Genomic DNA, 23,350 nt, shown 5'->3' on the forward strand with positions numbered 1-23,350 from the left:
TGAACATTTGTCCACGATGACCATTGCTAAATTAATTACTTTTGGTGAGCAACTTTTGTTGCCTCATTCAGACAGCGCTAAATTAGATACTGAGCTATTGATTTGCTTTGTAATTGACAAATCACCGAGCTTTTTATTAACGTGGCCTGAGCATAAGTTGTCTATAGAGCAGACTCAACATTTTGCTGATTTACTGTCGCGCAGGTTTCAGGGCGAACCCATCGCCTATATTGTTAAACTGCGCGAGTTTTGGTCATTACCATTGCAAGTGTCTCCCGCTACCTTAATACCTCGTCCAGATACCGAAGTGCTGGTTGAACTTGTTTTGTCTCATCACGATTTCGCAAGCTTAAATTGTTTAGATTTAGGCACAGGTACCGGTGCCATCGCTTTAGCTTTAGCATCGGAGCGACCTCAGTGGATAATAGAGGCTGTTGATTATAGTCATGATGCCGTAGCGCTTGCCATTAGCAACGCCAATAATTTAAATTTATCACAGGTGAATATTTATCAAAGTGATTGGTTTAATGAGGTTTCTAGTGATAAGCGTTTTGATATTATTGTCAGTAATCCACCGTATATCGATGAGCATGACCATCACCTTAATGAAGGCGATGTTAGATATGAGCCTAAAAGCGCTCTAGTTGCAGCGGATAACGGCTTAGCTGATATTAAAATTATTGCTAGCCAAGCATTAAATTTCTTAAAGCCTGGTGGCTTTTTGTATATTGAACACGGCTTTGAGCAAAGTATTGCTGTACAAAAAGTTTTAGCGGATTTAGCTTACAGCGAAATTGAAACAATAAAAGATTACAGTAACAACGACCGAATTACTCGGGCTTGTTACTCAATATAAATAATAAAATATAAACTTAATGGAGTTCATCATGCTTAAACATTTACATATGACCGTTGCCGTGATCAGTATTTTACTGTTTACCTTTCGTTTCGCTTTAACGTTAGCTAATTCAAATAAATTGTCATTGAAATGGCTGAAAATTGCCCCACATATTATCGATACCTTACTGCTGGGTCTTGGTATTGCTTTAGCGATTAAACTGTCGATAAACCCAGGTGAACAATTATGGTTAGCCGAAAAAATATTCGCTGTATTTGCTTATATTTTTACTGGTTACTACACCCTTAAATTAGCGCGCAATCGTACCATGCAAGTTATTGGGTTTTTGGGTGCTATAGGTTGGATAATGCTGATTGTGCGTATCGCCATAAGCAAGGAAACCGTATTTTTAGCTGGCTTATAAGCCGCTAAAATTAAGTATTAAAAATTAATAGAGTATGCATGAACGAATTGTTGTTATCAGAGATTAAATCTGAAAAAAATGAATTATTACAAACTTTTTTATTAGTCGAAGAGTTTATTTTTGGCAAGAAAACTGCTGTTCAAAGTGAATTGGATGAACTGGTGGGTTATTGCCAAGCTGAAACTGATGAAATAAAAGACCCTATTGAACGTGCTGAGGTATTGATTAATGCCTTATTTGTTGATCAACTTTTTATTGATAACCAGCAACAAAATTGGCCAGTAATTTCATATCAGACATCAACAGCGTTAGCGCATAAACTGATCTCACCCATCTTGAAAGCGGTACTTATTGCGTATGTAGCTAATGCCTGTGATTGTAAAACTGACATTGTTTTTGTACCTGAAAAAGCCATGTTGAGAATAATATGCGATGACAATTATGCCATTATATTTGATCCCGTAACCGGTGAGTCGCTAAATTGGCATGAGCTAGATGTGCGCATGAATGAGATTTCAGGCGACCCATTTGAAGTAACACTAGATATAATGAAACAAGAAAGTTTAGTGCTGGAACATATCACGAGTCTTAAAGCTGCGTTTATACGTGAACAGGCTTACGATGATGCGTTAAAGTGTGTTGATATGCTATTAGCACTGAACCCGAATGACCCATTTGAACGCCGTGATCGTGGTTTTTTATTGCACCAGCTAGACTGTTTCAAAGTCGCTTATGATGATTATCAATACTTTGTTGAGCAATGCCCAAAAGATCCAGCTGCACAGCTATTGAAGCTGGAACTAGATAAAATTTCAATTTCAGATACGATATTACACTAATAAAAATTTACCTGTTTAAAAAGTATAACAATTAACAACAGCGTAAATTGTAAAAATTAAAAGGATAAGTAATGCAAGATACAGTCTTGGCTAATGCGCCATTGATCACGAACGATGCCACCGTGCTCGGAATTTTAGCGCTAATTTTAGGTTTTGTTTTTTATACATCAAACAGTCAAAACGCGGCTTGTCGTTCATTCTATAAATATGTTCCAGCACTGTTAATGTGTTATTTACTCCCATCACTATTAAATACCTTTGGCATTGTTAGTGCTGATGTTAGCCAAGTTGATGAAGTAGCAAAATATTTTCTCTTACCTGCATGTTTAGTATTGTTAACACTTAGCATAGATATTAAAGCGATTGCTGGCTTAGGCAGTAAAGCCATTATTATGTTTTTAACCGGTACGGTTGGTGTGATCATCGGTGGACCAATAGCCTTGTTAATTGTTTCAGTGGTATGGCCTGAGTTAATTGGTGTTTCTGGTCCTGATGCTGTTTGGCGCGGTATGGCAGCTCTTGCGGGCAGCTGGATCGGTGGTGGCGCAAATATGCTAGCCATGAAAGAAATATACGGTGCAGACGGTAAAATATTTACCATTATGGTAACGGTTGATATTGTTGTCGCCAATATTTGGATGGCATTTTTACTTTATATGGCAGCGAACCATAAGCGTATTGATGCAAAAAATGGTGCAGATACATCGAGTATCGACCGTTTGATTGAAAAAGTTGAGGCAGAGACTCGAGAGAATTCAAAACAGCCTGAGCTGAAAGATTATATGCTTATTCTAGCCGTTGGTTTTGGCGCAGCTGGTTTAGCACATTTAGCGGCTGATTATTTAGTACCATTTTTTCAAAACAATTATCCTGAACTAAAGAAGTTTAGTTTACACAGCAAATTATTCTGGATTATTGTATTAGTAACCAGCATCGGACTTGCGCTTTCTTTTACGAAAGTGAGAAAGCTAGAATCAGTGGGAGCTTCAAAAGTTGGAAGTAGTTTTCTTTATGTTTTAGTGGCGACTATCGGCTTGCATATGGATATTACACAAATTGTTGAAGCACCTAAATATATGGTCATTGGTTTAATCTGGATGGCAGTACACGTAATATTATTGTTTGCTGTGCGCAAATTTATAAAAGCACCGGTATTTTATTTAGCGGTCGGCAGTAAAGCTAATATTGGTGGTGCAGCATCTGCTCCGGTCATTGCATCGGCATTCCACCCGTCACTTGCACCTGTCGGGGTTTTGTTAGCCGTTTTTGGCTATGCTTTAGGTACTTATATGGCATGGTTATGTGGCCAATTGTTAAGAATTGTTGGCAGCTAAAGCAGCCGCTAATCTATAGATAAATTTGGAAATATTATGACAAAGCAATTAATTTCACTGGGCGATATTGATATCGCAAACGATAAACCTTTTGTATTATTTGGTGGCATGAATGTGCTTGAGTCGCGCGATTTAGCGATGACCATTGCCGAGCATTATGTTGAAGTAACTCAAAAGCTCAATATTCCATATGTGTTTAAAGCTTCGTTTGATAAAGCTAACCGTTCCTCGGTTAGCTCGTATCGTGGTCCAGGCTTGGACGAAGGGTTAAAGATTTTTGAAGAAATTAAATCTACGTTTAATGTGCCAATTATTACCGACGTACATGAAATATATCAGGCTGCACCGGTTGCCGAAGTTGCTGATATTATTCAGCTACCAGCGTTCTTAGCTCGTCAAACTGATTTAGTCGTAGCTATGGCAAAGACTGGTGCGATTATTAACGTGAAAAAACCACAGTTTCTTGCCGCTCATGAAATGCGCCATATCATCAACAAATTTGCTGAGTCGGGTAACGAAGATATTATTCTTTGTGAACGCGGTAGTTGTTTTGGCTACAATAATTTAATTGTTGATATGTTAGCCATGGATGAGATGAAAGACTATGCACCGGTAATTTTTGACGCTACACATGCATTACAACAACCTGGTGGTCGAGCTGATTCTGCTGATGGACGTCGCGCTAAAGCCGCACAGTTAGCCCGTAGTGGTATGGCATTGGGTATTGCAGGCTTATTTATCGAAGCACATCCAGATCCGTTACAAGCCAAATGTGACGGACCTTGTGCATTACCGCTTGATAAACTAGAGCCATATTTAGCACAAATGAAAGGCATAGATGATTTAGTTAAAAGTTTTGAGCCGCTTATTACGGGTTAAATAAAAATCGGTTGAGAGTTTACGTAAAAGAAATGGCGCTAATTAGCGCCATTTTTGATAGAAAAATTAATGAATAATATTAGCTTTTATCTAAATGATGAAAGTCGATATCTTCGATGATTTTGCCGGCATCTGGATCGTTAAATACGGCTTCGTCGAATTGATCCTCAGACTTACCAACAATAACGGTCACCATACTATCTCCAGTAACATTAACCGCAGTTCGCGTCATATCCAATAAGCGGTCGACACCAATAATTAGTGCAATACCTTCAACAGGTAAACCCACTTGCTCCAGCACCATAGCTAACATAATTAAGCCAACGCCTGGCACGCCTGCTGTACCGATTGACGCTAAAGTCGCTGTTAGTATAACCATTAAATAGTCAGTTAAGGTTAAGTCTTGGCTAAATACTTGTGCAATAAATACCGTGGCAACACCTTGCATAATCGCAGTGCCGTCCATGTTAATGGTTGCACCTAATGGTACGGTAAAAGAAGCAATAGAGTTTTTAACACCCATTTTTTTAGTCGTTGTTTCTAACGTAATAGGTAATGTGGCATTACTACTTGAAGTGGAAAAAGCAAAAATGGCGGTATCGCGCATTTTCTTTAAAAAGGTTAATGGGTTTAAGCCAGTAAGTAGTTTGAGCAAAACAGGATAGGTGATAAAGGCATGCAGTAATAATGCAGCAACCACTACCATGAAGTATTCTATTAAATTGCCGAAGGTGCTTAACGATACATCGGTGAATAAACCTGCTAATAAACAAAATACGCCATAAGGTGCAATGTTCATTAATATAGTCACCAGACGCATAACCACAACACTCATATCTTCGAACATTGCCGCAATGCGATCGCCGGCTTTACCGGATAGCGCAATAGCGATACCAAATAATAAGGCAAAAATAATGACTTGCAACATATTGCCTTGAGCAAAAGCAGCAAACGGATTACTTGGGAACATTTGAATCAAAACTTGCGCAAGCGAAGGGGCTTCTCGGCTAGTAAAGGTTGTGCCTGCTACCATGTTAACGCCTTCACCAGGGCTAACCAGTAAAGCTAAGCTCATCGCAAAACTAATGGCAATGGCAGTTGTTAACAAGTATAGGCCAATAGCTTTACCACCAATTCTACCTAGCTTAGTGGTGTCTTTTAGCGAACAGGTGCCACAAATTAAGGATACGAAGACTAAAGGCACCACTAGCATTTGCAGGCTAGAAATAAATATTTGCCCAATAACTTCAAAAACACCATCAACAAAAAAGCCGCGCAGTGAAAAATCAAATAGATATAAAGGAATGACAAGATCTGAGCCGTCAGGCATTAGCCATTGTAAAATTGTGCCAACGAGAATACCTGCAACCATGCCGGTAACAATTCTAGTCGTTAAACTTGCTTGCTTTTTTTCAGCCATATTTTTCTAGTTTTAATGTACGATGCCTTATTATGTTATTGCGACGAACAGAAATCAAATGATAAAACTTTAGGGGGCTTTGATTTTATGAGATTAATTTTATCATTGCTTTGATTGTTACAAAATTTGAGCGCTATAAACTGACGCTCATGGCTGATTGTGTTTATCAGAGCATTAAAACCAAGATGATCTACCAAAAATAAATGTAGGGTCACTCTAATTATTCAATCAATATTCCCCTAAATCGTTATAACATTTTAGCTAAAGCTATTTGGTTGCTGATAAATTGTCTAAATAAATAATGAATTACATTGTTATTCTTAGGGAAACGAACCGATTACTAGTCTTAAAAGCCAATTATTTTCAATAAATTATGTTTTTTTTGTTAATCACTGACCTTTTTATAAAAATTCGGTTAAGATGGGATAAGTTGATAAAAATACCAGGGAGATGCTTTTTATGGCGCTACTTCAACGCTTTAGTTTAATTTTACTGTTTGCAACCTTAGTGGGTTGTGGCGGTAGTAGTGGTGGGTTCACTGAAACCCCAGATGGCAGCGGTGATGGTAGTTCATCAGACGCTATAACGATTTCTTTAGCTATTTCAGATACAACAGTAACAGGCGCAGCGCCAGTAACTGTTTCTGCGACGGTTATGCAAGGCGCGGATCCGGTTGTAGGAAGAGCGGTTACTTTTACCACTGGATTAGGTTCGTTTTCACCGACATCCGGTACTGCATTAACTAGTGATAGTGGTATTGCTACAATAACGCTGACAGCGGGTAGTGTGCGCGGAGCAAGCGAAATATCGGCTTCTGTATCTTCTGGTGAAAGTTCAACAACACCTCTAGGTTTTACCACTCAAGGTGATGATATAAATGTAGTGGGCGATATCAATATTAGTGTTGCTTTAGTTGATTCAAATGGTAATCCGACCGACACAGTGACTTCGTCAAAACCAGGTAAAGCTATCGCGTCTATAAATGGCATAAGTGCTCCAGTTATAGTTAGTTTCACTTCATCTGTTGGTGAAATTCCTATTGCCTCAGCTTTAACAAATAGTAATGGAGAAGCAACTGTTGATGTATTTGCTGGAGAAAGTTTAGGCGCAGGAACTATTATAGCTTCCATTGTTAGCGGAGAAACGGGTCAAGTTTTATTCGTGGTCGGTTCTTCAACAGTTTCCATGGGGAGTGGTACCCCGTTTGTCGAAGGTGTTGCTAATATAAGTTTGCCTGAAATATCAGCGGGCGGAACTAGCGTCCTCTCGGTATCTATAGTTGATGACCAAGGCAATTTATTCACCGAACCTGTTGAAGTTAATTTCTCTTCTGGTTGTGCTGTTCAGTCTACAGCAACGTTAAGTAGCCCAATCACTACTTCAAACGGTGTAGCTACGAGTACTTATTTAGCGCAAGGCTGTGTTGGTAATGACCCAATCAATGTAACAGCAAATGCTGGCGGTATTAATTTATCAGCCAATGCAACAATAAGTGTTCTAGCTGCAGATATTGGCAGTATTGAGTTCGTTTCGGCGACTCCAGAAAACATTGGTATTGTTGGTGCAGGTATTGTTGGGGGTTCAGAGAGCTCAACGGTAGTGTTTAAAGTAAAAGACACTGATGGCAATCCTTATAATAATCGCGAAGTTAACTTTGCGTTAAATACTAATCGCGGTGGTATTAATTTAAGCCAAAATAATGCGACATCTAACGCGCAAGGTATTGTCCAAACGGTGGTTAATTCCGGTACTGTTGGGGCGACTGTTCGTGTAACTGCTTCAACTGAAGCGCTAGATGGTTCAATTGTATTTACGCAGTCGAACCAGTTAGTGGTATCAACGGGTATACCTGATCAAGATAGTTTCAGTTTATCAAGAGGTGTTGCTAACCCTGAAGCATGGAGTGTTGATAATGTAGAAGTACCTGTGACCGTATTGATGGCCGATGCTTTTAACAACCCTGTACCTGATGATACCGCGATATATTTTACTACAGAAGGTGGTGCTATTGAACCATCATGTTTAACGCTTAACGGTAGATGTAGTGTTAATTGGCGTAGTCAAAACCCTAGACCTGCAGGCCAAACGTTAACAAATAGTTTTTGTTCAGTTGCCAATGACGCAGACCCTACAATATTCTGTGCTAGACTTCCGCTCCCTAATGGTAAAAATTACTTAGGGCAAGAATATGGTGGCCGTGCAACGATTTTAGCAACAGCTATAGGAGAGGAGTCTTTTCCTGATAAAAATGGCAATGGTCGTTTTGATGAAAGTGAATATACTTTGTTCCAAGGTTTGGATGTTGGTGATAGGCTTTATGACTTAAAAGAAGCCTTTGTCGATCATAATGAAGATGGTGTCTACAACCCTGCAGAATCTAGCGGTGAAACCGGCGGTGAATTAGAAGAGTTCACTGACTTTAATTCCAATGGTACCTTCGATATTGAAGATGGTGCATATAATGGTATTTTGTGTGGTTTAAATGATGTAACAAACCCTGGTACTGAAATAGCAAATCAATATTGTGCAGATCCTGATGATGAGCCAGACCCAACTAAGAAGTCTGAAAAAGTATCAACTAATGTTCGGGGTTCAGCTATTATCGTAATGTCAGGCAGCTCTCCATTTATTACAGTAACAGCGACAAATGATGCAATTGTTAATACGGATCCAAACTTTAATGCAGCTGATAACACTTTATATATTGCCGGGGAAAGTACAGGAACCGTAAGTATTGTCATTGCTGACTTGCATAATCAACCTATGCCAGCAGAAACAACTGTTACCTTTGTAGCCGGTGTTGGTAGCATACTTGGAAATCCTATCTATAAATGGCCAAGTCATGCCGTTAATGGTGGTAGTGCTTTTAGTGTGGCAGTTAAAGGTGTGGCAGAGCCAACGAGAGGGCCTTTGCAAATACAAGTTGAAACACTAGGCGGAGTAACGACAGTCTTTAGTGGCATTAATATCGTGATTCAATAACGATATGTAGTTTTCATTGATAAAAAAAAACCGCTTTTAAGCGGTTTTTTTATAGTTTAATTAAAAATGGCAGAAGAGTAGCTCTTTTGATAATCGTAAAACTACTTATTCATTTCTTCAATCAAGAATGCTGAAATTTCAGCACCTGCTGCAAGTGTTCTGTCGCGGCTAACTTCGCCTAAACCTGTGCTATCAGTAAATGGGGCTATTTCCATCATGTCAGCGCCAGTAATCGGACATTGTGCCGCTACCGCACGTAATATTTGCATTGACTCGTTGGGTGATAAACCATCAGGCTCTGGTGTGCCTGTTGCTGAGGCAAAGGTTTCGTCTAGTGCATCAATATCAAAACTTACGTAAACCTCATCGACGTTATCATCTTTTAATTGCTTGATGATTTTTGCAATAATGGCTTCAACGCCTTGTTCTTTTACTTCATGCGCCCAATGCTGCTTAACGCCAAAAGTGCTTTCCCAATGTGATTTTGGTTTACCACTTGAGCGAATGCCGATTTGAATTAAATCACGGTGATCAGTTAAGTCATCTAAAATATGGGTACACCATGAGCCAAAACATAAGTCGATACCTAAGCGTTCGACCAACAAATCAGTATGGGCGTCAAAGTGAATAATCGCAGCACGAATACCTTGCTTCTTCTTCGCTTGTAAATACGCTTTTGTTAGTGGGTAACTTACCGAATGATCACCACCAATGCCAAATATGCCTTTCTTTGGGAACTCAGCATAAAAGTCATGCAATACATCTTCAGTGATTGTTAATGGACTAACAGGGAAGGGGCTATTCTCATCTTGATAAAGTGCTTTTCGACAATTGGCAATGGTTGCTTCGTTAAGGTATTTATCATGTAACAAATGTGGAATAACGCGCACATCGCCTAAATCAAAGGCATTTAAATTTGGGTATTGCTCTAATAACGTTGAGCGAACAAATAAAGGTCCCCAGTTTGCGCCACGTAAAATTCCGCCACCACAATCTGAAGCAATGCCGAGAATCACCGCGTTAGTCGACTCAGGCAGTTTTTCAACGCTTTGTTGCCATAGAGACTCTATGTCGTGTGATTGGCCAAATAAGGCGTTGTGCAAACGTTCCTTGCGCTCTTTTGCAGTGTTAACGGTAAAAACGCCGTTACCTGGTGGGCATAAGCAGTGGTTAATTTTATTTTTAAAGGTTGACCATGAAGCTGTCATGTATATTCTCTTCCTATTAATAGGCATTGAAATTCACTAAAATGAACGCAATCTACCTGGAGTGATTGTAAAAATTTGTTATTACTGGTGAAAAACTGAAGTTATTTCTCTCTCAGCCCTTAAGTTTTGCTAAAAAGTCGATTATGATGGCGCCGAAAAATTCGCATCATTATAGCTAAAAGTTGTAAAAAGGCATATATATAAAAATTTTTTGCTTGTCAGCTCGCTAATTTACAGATATATCTAATAGTAATTTCAATCTCAAATTTAATTTTACGTTACAGTTTTATTCATTATTGCAAATTGTCTTAATATTTTGCTCGCGCAATATTAAGACACTCGGTGCAAACAACTGTGACGCAACTGACCTAGTCAGCTTAGTAGGAATATAAAATAATATGGCAAAATCTCTGGTAATTGTGGAATCGCCAGCCAAAGCGAAAACAATTAACAAGTACCTTGGTAAAGATTTTATTGTTAAATCTAGTGTTGGTCATGTTCGTGACCTTCCACATAGCAGTACCGGTAAAAAGGTAGCGGCTAAGTCTCCCGCTGAAGTGCGTAAAATGGCACCTGCAGCGAAGGAAAAATATAAAGCTAAGCGTGATAAACAAGCACTTGTTAATCGTATGGGCATTGATCCTGAAAATGATTGGGAGGCAAATTATCAAATACTGGCAGGTAAAGAAAAAGTTGTTGATGAATTAATTAAGCTGGCCAGTAATGCTGATACCATCTATCTCGCAACCGATTTGGATCGCGAGGGAGAGGCGATTGCTTGGCATTTAAAAGAAATTATTGGTGGCGACGACGATAAATATAAACGTGTTGTTTTTAATGAAATAACTGAAAACGCTATTCAACAAGCCTTTTCTACGCCAGGTGAGTTAAGTATGCCAGGTGTAAACGCGCAACAAGCAAGACGTTTCCTTGATCGCGTGGTTGGCTTTATGGTTAGCCCGCTATTATGGAAAAAAGTGGCTCGTGGTTTATCCGCCGGTCGTGTTCAGTCTGTTGCTGTAAAGTTAGTAGTTGAAAAAGAACGTGAAATTAAAGCCTTTGACCCGAAAGAATTTTGGGAAATTAGCGCTGATACGAAAACAGCTTCAGGGTTAGATTTTCCATTAGACGTGACTCATGAAAATGGCAAAGCATTTAAGCCAACTAATGAAGCGGACACTAATAAAGCGTTAGCGACATTAAAAAGTTCAGCATATACCGTTAATAAACGCGATGACAAACCGTCTAAAAGTACGCCATCAGCGCCTTTTATTACCTCAACCTTGCAACAAGCGGCCAGTACTAAATTAGGTTTTGGTGTTAAACGTACTATGGGCTTAGCTCAACGTTTATATGAAGCGGGTCATATTACTTATATGCGTACCGACTCGACCAATCTAAGTAAAGACGCGGTTGAAATGTGTCGTGGCTATATTAGCGATAACTTTGGTGAGAACTACTTGCCAGAAAAAGCTAAAGTATATAGTAGTAAATCCGGTGCTCAAGAGGCTCATGAAGCGATTCGTCCATCGAACGTAAAAGTTGAGTCTGCCTTTATGGAAGGTATTGAAGCCGATGCTAAGAAGCTGTACGACCTTATTTGGCGTCAGTTCGTTGCTTGTCAAATGACAGCTGCTCGCTATACAGTTAGCACCATTACTGTTGGTGCTTCTGGTTTTGATTTAAAAGCCAAAGGCCGAGTGATGCAATTTGATGGTTGGACTCGTGTTCATCCACAATTATCAAAAGGTGATGATAAGCATTTACCAGACTTATCTGTTGGTGAAGTATTATCACTTGAACAACTAAACCCTACACAGCACTTCACCAAGCCACCAGCACGTTTTGGTGAAGCATCATTGGTAAAAGAGTTAGAAAAACGCTCAATTGGACGTCCTTCGACTTATGCGTCAATTATTTCAACCATTCAAGATCGTGGTTACGTTCGTTTAGAATCAAAACGTTTTTACGCAGAAAAAATGGGTGAAATTGTTACCGATAGCTTGTCTGAAAGCTTTAAAAACTTAATGAGCTACGACTTTACCGCCAACATGGAGCAAGAGCTTGATGAAGTGGCTGAAGGTAAAGCGAATTGGAAAGACGTGCTGAATGGTTTTTATAAAAACTTTACTAAGCAACTTTCTCAAGCCGATATGCCTACCGAAGAAGGTGGCATGCGTAATAACGAACCGGTATTAACCGATATTGACTGCCCAACCTGTGGTCGTAAAATGGGTATTCGTACTGCGCAAACTGGTGTTTTCTTAGGTTGTTCTGGCTATGCTTTACCACCCAAGGAACGTTGTACTAAGACGATGAACCTAACGCCGGGTGAAGAAGCCGTTAGCGTTTTAGCTGAAGATCAAGAAACCGAAGCATTACGTGCTATGCACCGTTGTAAAAAATGTGGCACGGCCATGGACAGTTACCTTATTGACGAAACACGCAAATTGCATGTTTGTGGTAATAATCCTGTTTGTGATGGTATTGAAGTTGAGAAGGGCGAGTTTAAACTTAAAGGCTACGACGGACCTATTTTAGAATGTGATCGTTGTGAAGCTGAAATGGAACTTAAGTCTGGCCGCTTCGGTAAGTATTTTGATTGTACTAACAGCGAATGTAAAAATACCCGTAAGCTATTAGCCAGTGGCGAAGCTGCGCCGCCAAAAGAAGATCCTGTGCAATTACCTGAACTAGAATGTGAAAAGTCTGAAGCACATTTTGTTTTACGTGATGGCGCTGCTGGTATCTTTTTAGCCGCGAATACTTTCCCAAGATCACGTGAAACTCGTGCGCCTAAAGTGGTTGAATTAGCGCGTTTTCGCGATAGAATTTCTGAAAAGTTCTATTACCTTGCTGATGCACCAACGCAAGATCCAGAAGGCAACTTAGCTGTTGTACGTTATAGTCGTAAAACGAAGTCACAATATGTAATGACAGAAGTTGAAGGTAAAGCGACAGGCTGGAATGCCAAGTATGTTGACGGCAAATGGGTTGAAGAACTTGCGAAGAAAAAAGTGGTTAAAGCCAAAGCAAAAGCTAAGCCAAAGCCTAAGGCGAAAAAAACCGCTTAACGTGATTAATGCATTATATAAAAGCGCTCTTGAGCGCTTTTTTTATTTCCAGAATACACAAACGAACTCTACGCATTTTATGTCATAACGTCGACGATAAAATAGTGCCCTAAAATTGTGCTATGTTTATTGATACTCATTCGTTAAGTATTAGCTTATCGCTCGGGCTATTAATTTAGTGATCAGTAGTAAGCTAAAAGTAACAGGCTATTTTAATTCGGCGCATTGTCTTTAGCTCCCTATAGAGTAGCAATGGAAGCAGGTATGGATAGAAAATTTATTTTAACCAGCTTTGGCTATGCCATTATTGGATTAGCGCTTGGTATCGTTATGGCAGCAACTAAAAACCATGGTCACTCGGTAACACATGCGCACATCATGCTCATTGGTTTTGTAATGTCATTTATTTATGGGTTATGTCACAAGTTGTGGCTGAATAATATAATATCAACCTTGTCAAAACTGCAGTTTTATATTCATCAAGCGGGTACTTTTGGCGTTACCATTGGCTTATTTCTTCTTTACGGCAACTTTGTCTCAATAGAGGCTGTTGACCCTGTTCTAGCAATATCTTCAATTGCAGTGCTTGTTGGTATGGTACTAATGAAAGTACTGTTTATTCAGTCGTCTAAAAATTAATAATAAAGCACATGTTCAGTTAAGGGGCTTGGTTGATGAGGCTAGTTTGCCAGTGAGTAGTCGAAAAATGCTGGTCTTAATGATAATTTTTAAATCTCAATAACTTGCTGGCCGAAATACCATACTTTACTAAATTGACCTTTATTTTTATTGGCAATGGCTCTGATATTCTCAATTAAAACATCATCAGAGAGAATCGTTCTGCCGACATTGTAGATAAGTAAATTGATGGGGGCGTTAACGGCGTAACGTTTATTGATTTTTCTCGTGTAGGTTTCAGACGTATAGTCCCTTATCCGCGAAGTCGTGTTGTTACCTAAGTTTTCTTCATTTGCTAGTGCTTTAGCAAGATCTTCTGAGCACGCTTCAGTTAATTCAAAGAAAGTTATTTTACCATCGATTAAGCACTTTAAATCGGGCTTGCCATCTTTGGGGGATTGCTTTTCAACAGCTTGACAATTTAATCCCGCCGCGACCACAAAGCGGTTGAATATGGAAATTTCGACCTTTCCTTTTTCTGCTTCAGACGTCATTATTATCGCTTAACCGTTTATTTTAACATGACTTTAATTATAGCAGTCGGCAAAATTTAGTCTTAATTAGTTCATGAATTTTGCTATGGCGAAATGATTTTTATCACAATTTCCCTGTTTAGCTTGGCGTAGAGTACATTTTCCTTGAGCTTTCGCCAAATAGAGCCCTGTGCTGAACAAAGGTAGAAAATGTTAATGCTCGCTAGGCGCGTAATAATTACAGACGATTGCTAATATTACTTTTTATCTTGGTTTCGGCAGCTTTTCATTTTCATCAGTGATAAAATCTGATTTATTTTCTAAAAGATTTATTATGGCGATTAATTGGTTCCCGGGGCATATGCATAAAGCCCAAAGAGAGATTAAAGAGATTTTACCGCAAATTGATGTGGTGATTGAAGTTTGTGATGCGCGTTTACCTTTTAGTAGCGAAAATCCGATGATCACTGAAATTCGTGGTGATAAACCGTTAATTAAAATTTTAAACAAATCAGATTTAGCGGATCCTGCAATAACACAACTATGGCTAGATTATTTAGAGTCTCAGCACAACGTTAAAGCGATTGCATTAACCACAGAATCGCCTTCTGTTGCGAAAACACTTCCGGCCTTAATTCGAAAATTAGCCGCCAGTAAAGATGAAGCTGGTAAGCAAATAAATGCCGTAATCATGGGTATTCCCAATGTAGGTAAGTCTACCTTATTAAATACACTTGTCGGTAAAGCGAAAGCAAAAGTAGGTAACGAACCAGCAGTAACTAAAGGCCAGCAACGTATTCGTTTAGATGATGGTTTATATTTATATGACACTCCAGGTATGCTTTGGCCTAAGATAGTCAATGAAAATAGTGGTTATCGTTTAGCGATTACAAGTGCCGTTAAAGATACTGCATTCGACCATGAAGAAATTGCTTGTTTTGCTGCCGAGTATTTATTATCTGCTTACCCTGAACGGCTAAAAGAACGCTATAAAATTGAACAGTTACCAGAGCAAGAAGTCGAGTTGATTGAAGCTATTGGTAAACGTCGTGGTTGTGTTAAAAGCGGCGGCCATATTGACTTTCACAAAGCGTCTGAAATATTAATTAATGAAATTCGTGATAAAACGCTAGGCGCTATTTCATTTGAAACACCTGAAATGGTGTTGGCGGAAGTTATTCACTTTGATAAAGTTGAAGAAGATAAAGTAGCTGCCAGAGAAGCGAAAAAAATAGCGCGTGGCAGAGGTCGCCGTAATAAGCGTTAGTATTCTTTAAAGTCAAAAGTCAAAAGTCAAAAGTTAAATATAATAATAAGCTTAAGGATTAAGGTAGCATTATGAGTGAACAATTCCAATTACACCCTCAATTAGCAAATGACTGTTTTGTTATTACAGATTTTCCACTTTCTCGCTTATTGCTATGCAATGACAGTGCGTTTCCATGGTTTATTTTGGTGCCAAAAGTTGCTGATATTCAAGAGATATATCAACTTGATTGGCAACAGCAACAACAGTTATTAAATGAATCAAGCATGCTGAGTGAAGTGCTGATGCAGGAATTTAACGGTGATAAAATGAATGTGGCAGCATTAGGTAATGTCGTATCACAATTACATTTACATCATATAGTACGTTTTGAAAGTGATGTCTGTTGGCCTAAACCTATTTGGGGACAACAAGCATTAACCCCATATAGCGATGAGCAACTTACGAGTATCAAAGATCGTATTTTACCTAAGCTTGAAGCTATCCTATCAAACGACAGCTAAAATAAACCCAAAGCATAATTTTAATCATTTATAAAGGCGACTTCAGTCGCCTTTTTTTGTTTATTTTTACAGGGAGACGAGAATGAGAAGGGCAGGAGTCTTTAAGTAAAAATGCATTTTTGATTTTTTTCTTATACTCCTCAATATTTTCTCCTTGTTAACATTTTTTATTTAATAGGACTATTTGGTGTTAAAACACGGCGATTAAATTCGCTCTACAAGTACTAATCACTTCTCGGTGTAGCGCAAAGCGCGCCTCTGCCGTTCTCGGTGGTAAAAAAATAGCTATAAGCTGTCAGTTTTAAGCTGTCAGTTAACTTCAAAGCCATGCGTGTGGTGTTTGTTTTAACTGAATGCTGACAGCTTTGAACTTAAAACTTTTCTTGCGGCTAAAGCCACACCTACAATGTTAAATCACTGCTCGGTGTAGCGCAAAGCGCGCCTCTGCACTTCTCTGTGGTAAAAAATAGCTATAAGCTGTCAGTTTTTAGCTGTCAGTTAACTTCAAAGCCATGCGTGTGGCGTTTGTTTTAACTGTAAGCTGACAGCTTTGAACTTAAAACTTTTTTGCGGCTAAAGCCACACCTACAATGTTAAATCACTGCTCGGTGTAGCGCAAAGCGCGCCTCTGCACTTCTCGGTGGTAAAAAAATAGCTATAAGCTGTCAGTTTTAAGCTGTCAGTTAACTTCAAAACCATGCGTGTGGTGCTTGTTTTAACTGAAAGCTGACAGCTTTGAACTTAAAACTTTTCTTGCGGCTAAAGCCACACCTACAATTTAAATCACTGCTCGGTGTAGCGCAAAGCGCGCCTCTGTACTTCTCGGTGGTAAAAAAATAGCTATAAGCTGTCAGTTTTAAGCTGTCAGTTAACTTCAAAACCATGCGTGTGGTGCTTGTTTTAACTGAAAGCTGACAGCTTTGAACTTAAAACTTTTTTGCGGCTAAAGCCACACCTACAATTTAAATCACTGCTCGATGGTGAGTAATATTTTAATTTGGGGGGTGTTTAGGCGAGTTAATTCGCCTAAACATGGAGTTTAATTATTTAATCAAAGCTAGCGACTGGCTTAAGTCAGCGATTAAATCATCAACATTTTCAAGCCCAACGGATATTCTAATTAAACTATCGCTGATGCCTGCAGCTAAACGCTCTTCTTGAGTATAAGGCGAATGTGTCATTGAAGCTGGGTGTTGAATAAGAGATTCTGCGTCGCCCAAACTTACCGCAATTGAAAATAATTGCATACGGTTAATAAAGTCACCGCCACCTGCTAAATCACTATTTATTTCAAACGCTATAACACCACCAGCCGCTTTCATTTGAGTACCAATAAATTTATGCCCTGGGTGGCTTTTTAAACCTGGATAATAAACATGACTAACGTTTTCATGGCTTTCTAAAAATTCTGCTATTTTTTCAGCATTGCTGCAGTGGCGCTCCATACGGATCGGCAAAGTTTTAAGGCCGCGCATGATCAACCAAGCGTCATGTGGACTCATCGTTGCGCCAATATCTTTTAAAACGGTCATTTTTATATTCATGATCATTTCATTTGAACCACAAATGATACCGGCAACCACGTCACCATGTCCGTTTAAGTATTTTGTCGCGCTATGTACAACAATATCAATGCCATACTTTTTAGGCTGTTGTAATACAGGTGTTAAAAAGGTGTTGTCGACGACTGAAATAATATTGTGCTTTTGCGCGATTTGACCAATAACTGACAAGTCATATACGGCTAAATTAGGGTTGACCGGTGTTTCTAAAAAGATAACTTTGGTGTTTGGCTTTATAGCCGCTTCAATTTCAGCTGGATTCGCCATATCAACGAAACTGACTTCGATGCCCCATCGTGTAAGTTGATGATTCATCAAGGCGAATGAACAGCCATAGACGGCTTTCGATGAAATTAAATGATCGCCACAAGATAAATTTGCCAGTAAAGCGCCTGATACTGCGCCCATACCAGTAGCAGTAGCCGCAGCGTCATCCATACCTTCCATTGCAGCTACGCGCATTTCGAGTTGACGAGTAGTTGGATTACCTAAGCGACTATAAATGTAGCCTTCAGCTTCTCCTGCGAATCTATCAGCACCTTGTTGTGCGTTATCGAAAATAAATGTAGATGTTTGATAAAGTGGTGTGGCTAGAGAGCCAAACTGCTCGTCATTAATGCGGCCTGAATGAATAGCTTGAGTTTCAATATGTTTACTGTCCGACATGGTATACCTTAATCTATGGGAAAATTATTATTGTTTGCGTTAAGTCACCGACTTATTCTTATTTACATATAGCAATTATACTGCCATGTAACTTATGTTGTTAAATATCAATAACTTACTTTAATATTTCATGTTTACAAATTGAAGTTGTAATATATTTATTACAACTTTATCTGGCATACAGAATAACTTTGTAAAAATTAATAGAGATTCTTTGTTTTATATGGCTTTGGATAACGATATTGCTCTTGTAATATATTTATTACATTGTAATCTGTGTATTACAGGTTAGGATCTGTTGTTGTTGTTGTTGTTGTTGTTGTTGTAATAAGAGGCTTTTGTGCGAATAGAAATAAAATCTGAAGACCGAATGGGCATTAGCCAAGAGATATTGTCAACTTTTACTCGCTTGGCGCTAGATATTCAAGCGATGGAAGTGAGTTCGCAATTTATATTTGTTCATTTGGCAAAGAGCACCATAAGTTTTAATAAAGTAAAACAAGCGCTAATGAATGTTTCAGGTATTATTCATTGCTGTAAAGTTGATTTACTGCCATCAGAAAGCCGTGAGCGGCATCTACGGGCACTAGTTAATCGTTTACCTGACGCTATCATAGATATTGATGAAAATGCCCGTGTGATGGCTTTAAACCAAGCAAGTGAAACACTTTTAGTTAATCACCAGCGCCACAAAGGAGTTTCGCCGTTACAGGGCGAGCAACTAAAGGGAGTACAAGTTAATACGCTGTTAGATATAGAAATAGCACTACCATTATTGGATAACGTTAGCTCACAAAATATCGATATTGCCGGGCAAAGCTACCTAGCCGAAATTAGCCCTATTAGTGAACAAGAAAACAGCTCGGGTGCGGTAATATCGTTAAAGTCGATAACCAGTTTAGGTCGGCAAATTTCAATCATGCAAACACGAGATGAACAAGGTATTGATAATATCATTGGTCGTTCAGCCAGTATTTTATTATTAAAGGAGCAAACCGCTCGATTTGCCGAATTAGAATTACCAGTATTAATTAATGGTGAAACAGGTACCGGTAAGGAGCTTATTGCAAGGGCTTTACACAACGCTAGTAATCGAAAACAAGCACCATTTTTAGCAATAAACTGCGCCGCTTTACCTGAACACTTACTTGAAAGTGAGCTTTTTGGTTATGCAAATGGTGCTTTTACTGGTGCGCAGAAGGGTGGTAAACCCGGTTTACTTGAGTTAGCAGAAGGGGGAACATTATTCTTAGACGAAGTCGCTGAAATGTCACCGTATTTGCAGGCAAAATTATTACGATTTTTACAGGATTTTACTTTTCGGCGCTTAGGTGGCAGTAAAGAATTGCAAGCAAATATTAGAGTGGTGAGTGCTACTCATCAAGATTTATTAGCCATGATAAGTAAGCAAAAGTTTAGGGAAGATTTGTTCTATCGTTTAAATGTTCTCAATTTACATTCGCCACCATTACGTGAACGCGCAGAAGATATTGCCTTAATAGCGCGACATTTCGTAGTTTTAGCGTCAACCCAAATGAACGTGAAACAGACTACAATAGATGAAAATGCCATGAAACTGCTTTGTTCCCACCGTTGGCCAGGCAATATTCGAGAATTACAAAATGTGCTGTTTAGGGCCGTTGCGCTCAATGAACAAAATAATATTTCAGTACAAGATATTAGTGTTGCTCTAGCTCAATTTAAGCAAAAGGAAGTGATTAATACGGTTGATTTTAAAGTGGAAGATGAGTTGGAAGACTGGGCTAGTGCTCAAGCGAAGTTTGAAGAGCAGCTTATCAGCTCTTTATATCCTCATTATCCAACGACACGAAAATTAGCCGAGCGATTAAAGGTCTCTCACAACAAAATCGCCATGAAGTTACGACAATTTCACATTAATCAATAGAGGCTGATAACTTGTCGTTAATGCCGTGTTTTGCTTTCTGGCTCTGAGCTAATCTTCCAATATTTTGTATAAGATTTTTTTCACGTGCTCTGGCTCAAAGGGTTTATCGCACATTGCCGTTACGCCTTCAGTCAGTATATTCGCTAAGTGTGTATCGTTACTTTCACTGGTGACCATAAGTATCGGTATATGTGACTGCTTGCTCTTATTGCGAATATAGCGTGTTAGCGCTTTACCATTAACTTCAGGCATATTGTAGTCAGTAACCACGAGATCAAACATATTATCTTCTAATAACGCTATAGCTTCACTACCGTCAACTGCTTCGGTAATTTTTAATAATCCTAAGTTGTTAAGGACACGTTTAATGTGATTTCTTGCGAGGCGGCTATCATCAACGAGTAAAACGCGCACTTGATGAACATCAAAATATTCAAGTTCTAGTTCGTCGGTTGATAATAAATCGATAGTGGTATTTATCGCTGTTGTTAGGTGGTCTTTAGTAAAGGGTTTGGGTAATAAGGCGATAACACCAGATTGTTTCAATTCTTCTAAATTTTCGCGGCGATGTTCACTGCTTACTAACATAAAAGGAGTGTCGGCAATAGTGGGGGTATTTCTTATTTTATTGAGTAATTCTATTGCGTCGCCATCATCAAAATACATGGCGCTAGTGATTAAATCGCGTGGGTGCATTTTGGCACTTGCATAAGCTTCAACTATGTTTCTAGCTTCTGCTACTTGGGTGATGCCTTGATCTTTTAATCCTTGAATTATGATTTTTCTTTGTAAGTCGGAAGGTTCAACAACCAGTAAAGATAATTCGCTTGGGTTCATAACATCACTTATATTGTAAATTGCTTGCTTAACCACCAATGAACTTGACTTTAAAACCACGTTTTTCAAGTACAGCTTTTATTTCTTCGCGCTTGTCTCCTTGGACTTCAATGACCTCGCCAACCACGCTTCCGCCAGTGCCACAAGTTTGCTTAAGTTTTTTTGCCAGTTCTTTTAAGGCTTTATTGTCTAGACCTAAGCCGGTAATAGTGACAACACCTTTGCCTTTTCTACCTTTAGTTTCTCGGCGTACTTTTGCATAGCCATCGGAAGGCGTAACGCTAACACTTTTAGGCTGAGTTATTCTGCCATCAGCTGTTGAATATACCAAAGATTGATCATTATTCTGCTGTTTATTGGTTGTTTCGTCGGTTTCTTTGCCAAAAGCACTTGCTAAGTCACTTAGGCTGGTAAATTTTTTTGTCATAGTTACTTCTAAAATTTAGATAAAATAAAACCACTACTAGAGTGGTTTTATTATATACCCGTTCAGGTTCAAGATACAGATTTGTGCAAATCAAGCATTAGCGCAGGTTAATTAACTTATACGCTAAAAGTTTAGCTTAAAGTTTGCTTTCTAATTCTGGTAAAGCGTCAAATAAATCAGCCACTAAACCGTAATCGGCTACTTGGAAGATTGGTGCTTCTGCATCTTTGTTAATCGCAACAATAACTTTAGAGTCTTTCATCCCGGCTAAATGTTGAATAGCACCTGAAATACCTACCGCAATGTATAAGTCAGGAGCAACAATTTTACCTGTTTGACCCACTTGCATATCGTTGGGTACAAAGCCAGCATCAACAGCTGCACGAGAAGCGCCAATGGCTGCGCCTAACTTATCAGCAATACCTTCAAGTAATTTGAAGTTTTCACCGTTTTGCATACCACGACCGCCAGAAATAACTACACTTGCTGCACCTAGATCAGGTCGCTCAGAAACAGAAAGTTCATCGCTTACGTGGCTAGAAATACCTGCATCAGTGACTTTGTCTAGAGCAACAATCTCAGCATTGCCATCGGTTGCTACCGCGTCAAAACCTGTAGAACGAACGGTAATAACTTTCTTGCTATCAAGACTTTGTACGGTTGCAATCGCGTTACCAGCGTAGATAGGACGAACAAACGTGTCACTACTTTCTACGGCAATAATGTCAGAAATTTGCGCAACATCTAATAACGCAGCAACGCGAGGCATAAAGTTTTTGCCCGTTGTTAAAGCTGTAGCGATGATATGACTATAATCTGCTGCAAGTTCAGTCACTAATAAAGATACATTTTCAGCTAGTTGATGTTCATAAGCGGCGTTATCAGCCACTAATACTTTCGAAACGCCATTAACTTTACTGGCGGCTTCAGCTACTGCTTGGCAGTTATGGCCCGCTACTAAAAGGTGAATGTCACCACCAATTGCTTGTGCTGCGGCAACTGTTTTTAGTGTGTCGGATTTTAATTCGCTGTTATCGTGCTCTGCAAATACTAAAATGCTCATGATATCACCTTCGCTTCATTCTTTAATTTTTCTACTAATTCATCAATGCTTTCAACAATAATACCGGCCTTACGTTCTGCAGGAGGTGTTACTTTAATTAACTTAGTACGAGCTGTTAAGTCAATACCAAAGTCAGCGGCAGATTTCACATCTAATGGCTTACGCTTTGCTTTCATAATGTTAGGTAATGACGCATAGCGAGGTTCATTCAAGCGTAAGTCAGTGGTGACAATCGCAGGCAAATTTAACGAAATAGTTTGCAAGCCACTATCAACTTCACGCGTAACGTTAACTTTATCGCCATCAATAGTTACAGCAGAGGCAAATGTACCTTGAGCCATACCCGTAAGGGCGGCTAACATTTGACCTGTTTGGTTGTTATCACTATCGATTGATTGTTTACCAAGAATAACCAATTGAGGTTGCTCTTCTTCAACAATTTTTTGTAATAATTTAGCAACGTTAATTGAATCTAAGTTTTCATCAGTATCGATTTGAATAGCACGATCAGCGCCTAATGCTAGTGCTGTGCGTAATTGTTCTTGGCAAGATTTATTACCAATTGATACGGCGATAACTTCAGTTGCTGTTCCCGCTTCTTTTAAACGAACCGCTTCTTCAACTGCTATTTCACAGAACGGATTAATTGCCATTTTTACATTAGCAAGATCGACATTGGAGTTGTCTGCTTTAACACGTACTTTTACGTTATAGTCAATAACGCGTTTGATGGGTACTAATACTTTCATCGTTGCCTCTGATTATGCTTGTTGTATGTTATGTTAAGTTGGTTAAACTAAATTTAATTTAGTTTAACGCTAAAATATTTGTTTGAAAGACTACTTGTAGACTTTGTTTACGTCAACGTCTTTGTAGACTATGTTTTCGTCAACATATTTTGTCAATATGTTCAGTCAAATTGCGTTTAAATAAATAATATCGGTAAATAATGCAATACAAGATAGTATTT

The 23,350-nt window shown here is 38.9% G+C and carries 19 protein-coding genes; 11 read left to right on the plus strand and 8 right to left on the minus strand.

Annotated elements, in window-relative coordinates:
- Window positions 1-16 precede the first annotated feature (16 nt).
- The 5 genes from prmC to kdsA all read left to right on the plus strand — a co-directional run bounded on the left by prmC (window position 17) and on the right by kdsA (window position 4,314).
- Window positions 17-856, plus strand: a complete 840-nt coding sequence (gene prmC, locus B5D82_RS03710; RefSeq protein WP_081154283.1) for a peptide chain release factor N(5)-glutamine methyltransferase — start codon at window positions 17-19, stop codon at window positions 854-856.
- A 31-nt stretch (window positions 857-887) separates the two neighbouring features.
- Complete coding sequence (locus tag B5D82_RS03715) at window positions 888-1,262, plus strand: SirB2 family protein (RefSeq protein WP_081149340.1); 375 nt, start codon at window positions 888-890, stop codon at window positions 1,260-1,262.
- A 38-nt stretch (window positions 1,263-1,300) separates the two neighbouring features.
- Window positions 1,301-2,101: a SirB1 family protein gene (locus B5D82_RS03720; RefSeq protein ID WP_081149341.1), complete on the plus strand. Its 801-nt coding sequence runs from the start codon at window positions 1,301-1,303 to the stop codon at window positions 2,099-2,101.
- Between the two features lie 71 nt (window positions 2,102-2,172).
- Window positions 2,173-3,435: a DUF819 family protein gene (locus B5D82_RS03725; RefSeq protein WP_081149343.1), complete on the plus strand. Its 1,263-nt coding sequence runs from the start codon at window positions 2,173-2,175 to the stop codon at window positions 3,433-3,435.
- Window positions 3,436-3,471: 36 nt separating this feature from the next.
- Window positions 3,472-4,314, plus strand: coding sequence for a 3-deoxy-8-phosphooctulonate synthase (gene kdsA, locus B5D82_RS03730; RefSeq protein WP_081149344.1), 843 nt, complete (start codon window positions 3,472-3,474; stop codon window positions 4,312-4,314).
- Window positions 4,315-4,393: 79 nt separating this feature from the next.
- On the opposite strand, the gene B5D82_RS03735 is transcribed toward kdsA, so the two are convergent.
- Window positions 4,394-5,734 (minus strand): dicarboxylate/amino acid:cation symporter, encoded by a 1,341-nt coding sequence (locus tag B5D82_RS03735; RefSeq protein WP_081149346.1) that lies wholly within the window; start codon window positions 5,732-5,734, stop codon window positions 4,394-4,396.
- A gap of 459 nt (window positions 5,735-6,193) precedes the next feature.
- Between B5D82_RS03735 and B5D82_RS03740 the strand changes: the two genes are divergently transcribed.
- Window positions 6,194-8,716, plus strand: a complete 2,523-nt coding sequence (locus B5D82_RS03740; protein ID WP_081149348.1) for an Ig-like domain-containing protein — start codon at window positions 6,194-6,196, stop codon at window positions 8,714-8,716.
- Window positions 8,717-8,817: 101 nt separating this feature from the next.
- On the opposite strand, the gene B5D82_RS03745 is transcribed toward B5D82_RS03740, so the two are convergent.
- Complete coding sequence (locus B5D82_RS03745) at window positions 8,818-9,924, minus strand: arginase family protein (protein ID WP_081149349.1); 1,107 nt, start codon at window positions 9,922-9,924, stop codon at window positions 8,818-8,820.
- 398 nt (window positions 9,925-10,322) lie between these two features.
- On the opposite strand from B5D82_RS03745, the gene topA reads away from it, so the two are divergent.
- Together topA and B5D82_RS03755 are read left to right on the plus strand one after the other, a co-directional pair.
- Entirely contained in the window at window positions 10,323-12,998 is a 2,676-nt protein-coding gene (topA, locus tag B5D82_RS03750; RefSeq protein ID WP_081149351.1) for a type I DNA topoisomerase, read from the plus strand.
- 264 nt (window positions 12,999-13,262) lie between these two features.
- Entirely contained in the window at window positions 13,263-13,637 is a 375-nt protein-coding gene (locus tag B5D82_RS03755) for a TonB-dependent receptor (RefSeq protein WP_081154285.1), read from the plus strand.
- Window positions 13,638-13,726: 89 nt separating this feature from the next.
- Here the strand turns inward: B5D82_RS03755 and B5D82_RS03760 are convergent, their stop codons facing one another.
- Window positions 13,727-14,170 (minus strand): hypothetical protein, encoded by a 444-nt coding sequence (locus B5D82_RS03760; protein ID WP_081149353.1) that lies wholly within the window; start codon window positions 14,168-14,170, stop codon window positions 13,727-13,729.
- A gap of 313 nt (window positions 14,171-14,483) precedes the next feature.
- Between B5D82_RS03760 and ylqF the strand changes: the two genes are divergently transcribed.
- Window positions 14,484-15,416 (plus strand): ribosome biogenesis GTPase YlqF, encoded by a 933-nt coding sequence (gene ylqF, locus B5D82_RS03765; protein ID WP_081149354.1) that lies wholly within the window; start codon window positions 14,484-14,486, stop codon window positions 15,414-15,416.
- 71 nt (window positions 15,417-15,487) lie between these two features.
- Window positions 15,488-15,919, plus strand: a complete 432-nt coding sequence (locus B5D82_RS03770) for an HIT domain-containing protein (protein ID WP_081149356.1) — start codon at window positions 15,488-15,490, stop codon at window positions 15,917-15,919.
- A gap of 1,043 nt (window positions 15,920-16,962) precedes the next feature.
- On the opposite strand, the gene megL is transcribed toward B5D82_RS03770, so the two are convergent.
- Complete coding sequence (gene megL / locus B5D82_RS03780; RefSeq protein ID WP_081149359.1) at window positions 16,963-18,147, minus strand: methionine gamma-lyase; 1,185 nt, start codon at window positions 18,145-18,147, stop codon at window positions 16,963-16,965.
- A 340-nt stretch (window positions 18,148-18,487) separates the two neighbouring features.
- Between megL and B5D82_RS03785 the strand changes: the two genes are divergently transcribed.
- Complete coding sequence (locus tag B5D82_RS03785; RefSeq protein ID WP_081149361.1) at window positions 18,488-20,053, plus strand: sigma 54-interacting transcriptional regulator; 1,566 nt, start codon at window positions 18,488-18,490, stop codon at window positions 20,051-20,053.
- 48 nt (window positions 20,054-20,101) lie between these two features.
- Here the strand turns inward: B5D82_RS03785 and B5D82_RS03790 are convergent, their stop codons facing one another.
- From B5D82_RS03790 to B5D82_RS03805, 4 genes are all read right to left on the minus strand, one after another.
- Entirely contained in the window at window positions 20,102-20,890 is a 789-nt protein-coding gene (locus B5D82_RS03790) for a response regulator (protein WP_081154286.1), read from the minus strand.
- A 28-nt stretch (window positions 20,891-20,918) separates the two neighbouring features.
- On the minus strand, window positions 20,919-21,317 hold the full coding sequence (locus B5D82_RS03795) for a translation initiation factor (RefSeq protein WP_081149363.1): 399 nt from the start codon (window positions 21,315-21,317) through the stop codon (window positions 20,919-20,921).
- A gap of 136 nt (window positions 21,318-21,453) precedes the next feature.
- Complete coding sequence (locus tag B5D82_RS03800) at window positions 21,454-22,380, minus strand: electron transfer flavoprotein subunit alpha/FixB family protein (protein ID WP_081149364.1); 927 nt, start codon at window positions 22,378-22,380, stop codon at window positions 21,454-21,456.
- Window positions 22,377-23,129, minus strand: coding sequence for an electron transfer flavoprotein subunit beta/FixA family protein (locus B5D82_RS03805; protein ID WP_081149366.1), 753 nt, complete (start codon window positions 23,127-23,129; stop codon window positions 22,377-22,379). The genes B5D82_RS03800 and B5D82_RS03805 overlap by 4 nt, the downstream gene beginning before the upstream one ends.
- Window positions 23,130-23,350: the final 221 nt, after the last annotated feature.

It is taken from the genome of Cognaticolwellia beringensis, assembly GCF_002076895.1.
In the GTDB taxonomy this organism is placed as follows: domain Bacteria; phylum Pseudomonadota; class Gammaproteobacteria; order Enterobacterales; family Alteromonadaceae; genus Cognaticolwellia; species Cognaticolwellia beringensis.

What these genes read in the sequence shown, in the direction of transcription:
- prmC (WP_081154283.1), top strand. Translation starts at nt 17, where the DNA reads ATGACCATTGCTAAATTAATTACTTTTGGTGAGCAACTTTTGTTGCCT.
- B5D82_RS03715 (WP_081149340.1), top strand. Translation starts at nt 888, where the DNA reads ATGCTTAAACATTTACATATGACCGTTGCCGTGATCAGTATTTTACTG.
- B5D82_RS03720 (WP_081149341.1), top strand. Translation starts at nt 1,301, where the DNA reads ATGAACGAATTGTTGTTATCAGAGATTAAATCTGAAAAAAATGAATTA.
- B5D82_RS03725 (WP_081149343.1), top strand. Translation starts at nt 2,173, where the DNA reads ATGCAAGATACAGTCTTGGCTAATGCGCCATTGATCACGAACGATGCC.
- kdsA (WP_081149344.1), top strand. Translation starts at nt 3,472, where the DNA reads ATGACAAAGCAATTAATTTCACTGGGCGATATTGATATCGCAAACGAT.
- B5D82_RS03735 (WP_081149346.1), bottom strand. Translation starts at nt 5,734, where the DNA reads ATGGCTGAAAAAAAGCAAGCAAGTTTAACGACTAGAATTGTTACCGGC.
- B5D82_RS03740 (WP_081149348.1), top strand. Translation starts at nt 6,194, where the DNA reads ATGGCGCTACTTCAACGCTTTAGTTTAATTTTACTGTTTGCAACCTTA.
- B5D82_RS03745 (WP_081149349.1), bottom strand. Translation starts at nt 9,924, where the DNA reads ATGACAGCTTCATGGTCAACCTTTAAAAATAAAATTAACCACTGCTTA.
- topA (WP_081149351.1), top strand. Translation starts at nt 10,323, where the DNA reads ATGGCAAAATCTCTGGTAATTGTGGAATCGCCAGCCAAAGCGAAAACA.
- B5D82_RS03755 (WP_081154285.1), top strand. Translation starts at nt 13,263, where the DNA reads ATGGATAGAAAATTTATTTTAACCAGCTTTGGCTATGCCATTATTGGA.
- B5D82_RS03760 (WP_081149353.1), bottom strand. Translation starts at nt 14,170, where the DNA reads ATGACGTCTGAAGCAGAAAAAGGAAAGGTCGAAATTTCCATATTCAAC.
- ylqF (WP_081149354.1), top strand. Translation starts at nt 14,484, where the DNA reads ATGGCGATTAATTGGTTCCCGGGGCATATGCATAAAGCCCAAAGAGAG.
- B5D82_RS03770 (WP_081149356.1), top strand. Translation starts at nt 15,488, where the DNA reads ATGAGTGAACAATTCCAATTACACCCTCAATTAGCAAATGACTGTTTT.
- megL (WP_081149359.1), bottom strand. Translation starts at nt 18,147, where the DNA reads ATGTCGGACAGTAAACATATTGAAACTCAAGCTATTCATTCAGGCCGC.
- B5D82_RS03790 (WP_081154286.1), bottom strand. Translation starts at nt 20,890, where the DNA reads ATGAACCCAAGCGAATTATCTTTACTGGTTGTTGAACCTTCCGACTTA.
- B5D82_RS03795 (WP_081149363.1), bottom strand. Translation starts at nt 21,317, where the DNA reads ATGACAAAAAAATTTACCAGCCTAAGTGACTTAGCAAGTGCTTTTGGC.
- B5D82_RS03800 (WP_081149364.1), bottom strand. Translation starts at nt 22,380, where the DNA reads ATGAGCATTTTAGTATTTGCAGAGCACGATAACAGCGAATTAAAATCC.
- B5D82_RS03805 (WP_081149366.1), bottom strand. Translation starts at nt 23,129, where the DNA reads ATGAAAGTATTAGTACCCATCAAACGCGTTATTGACTATAACGTAAAA.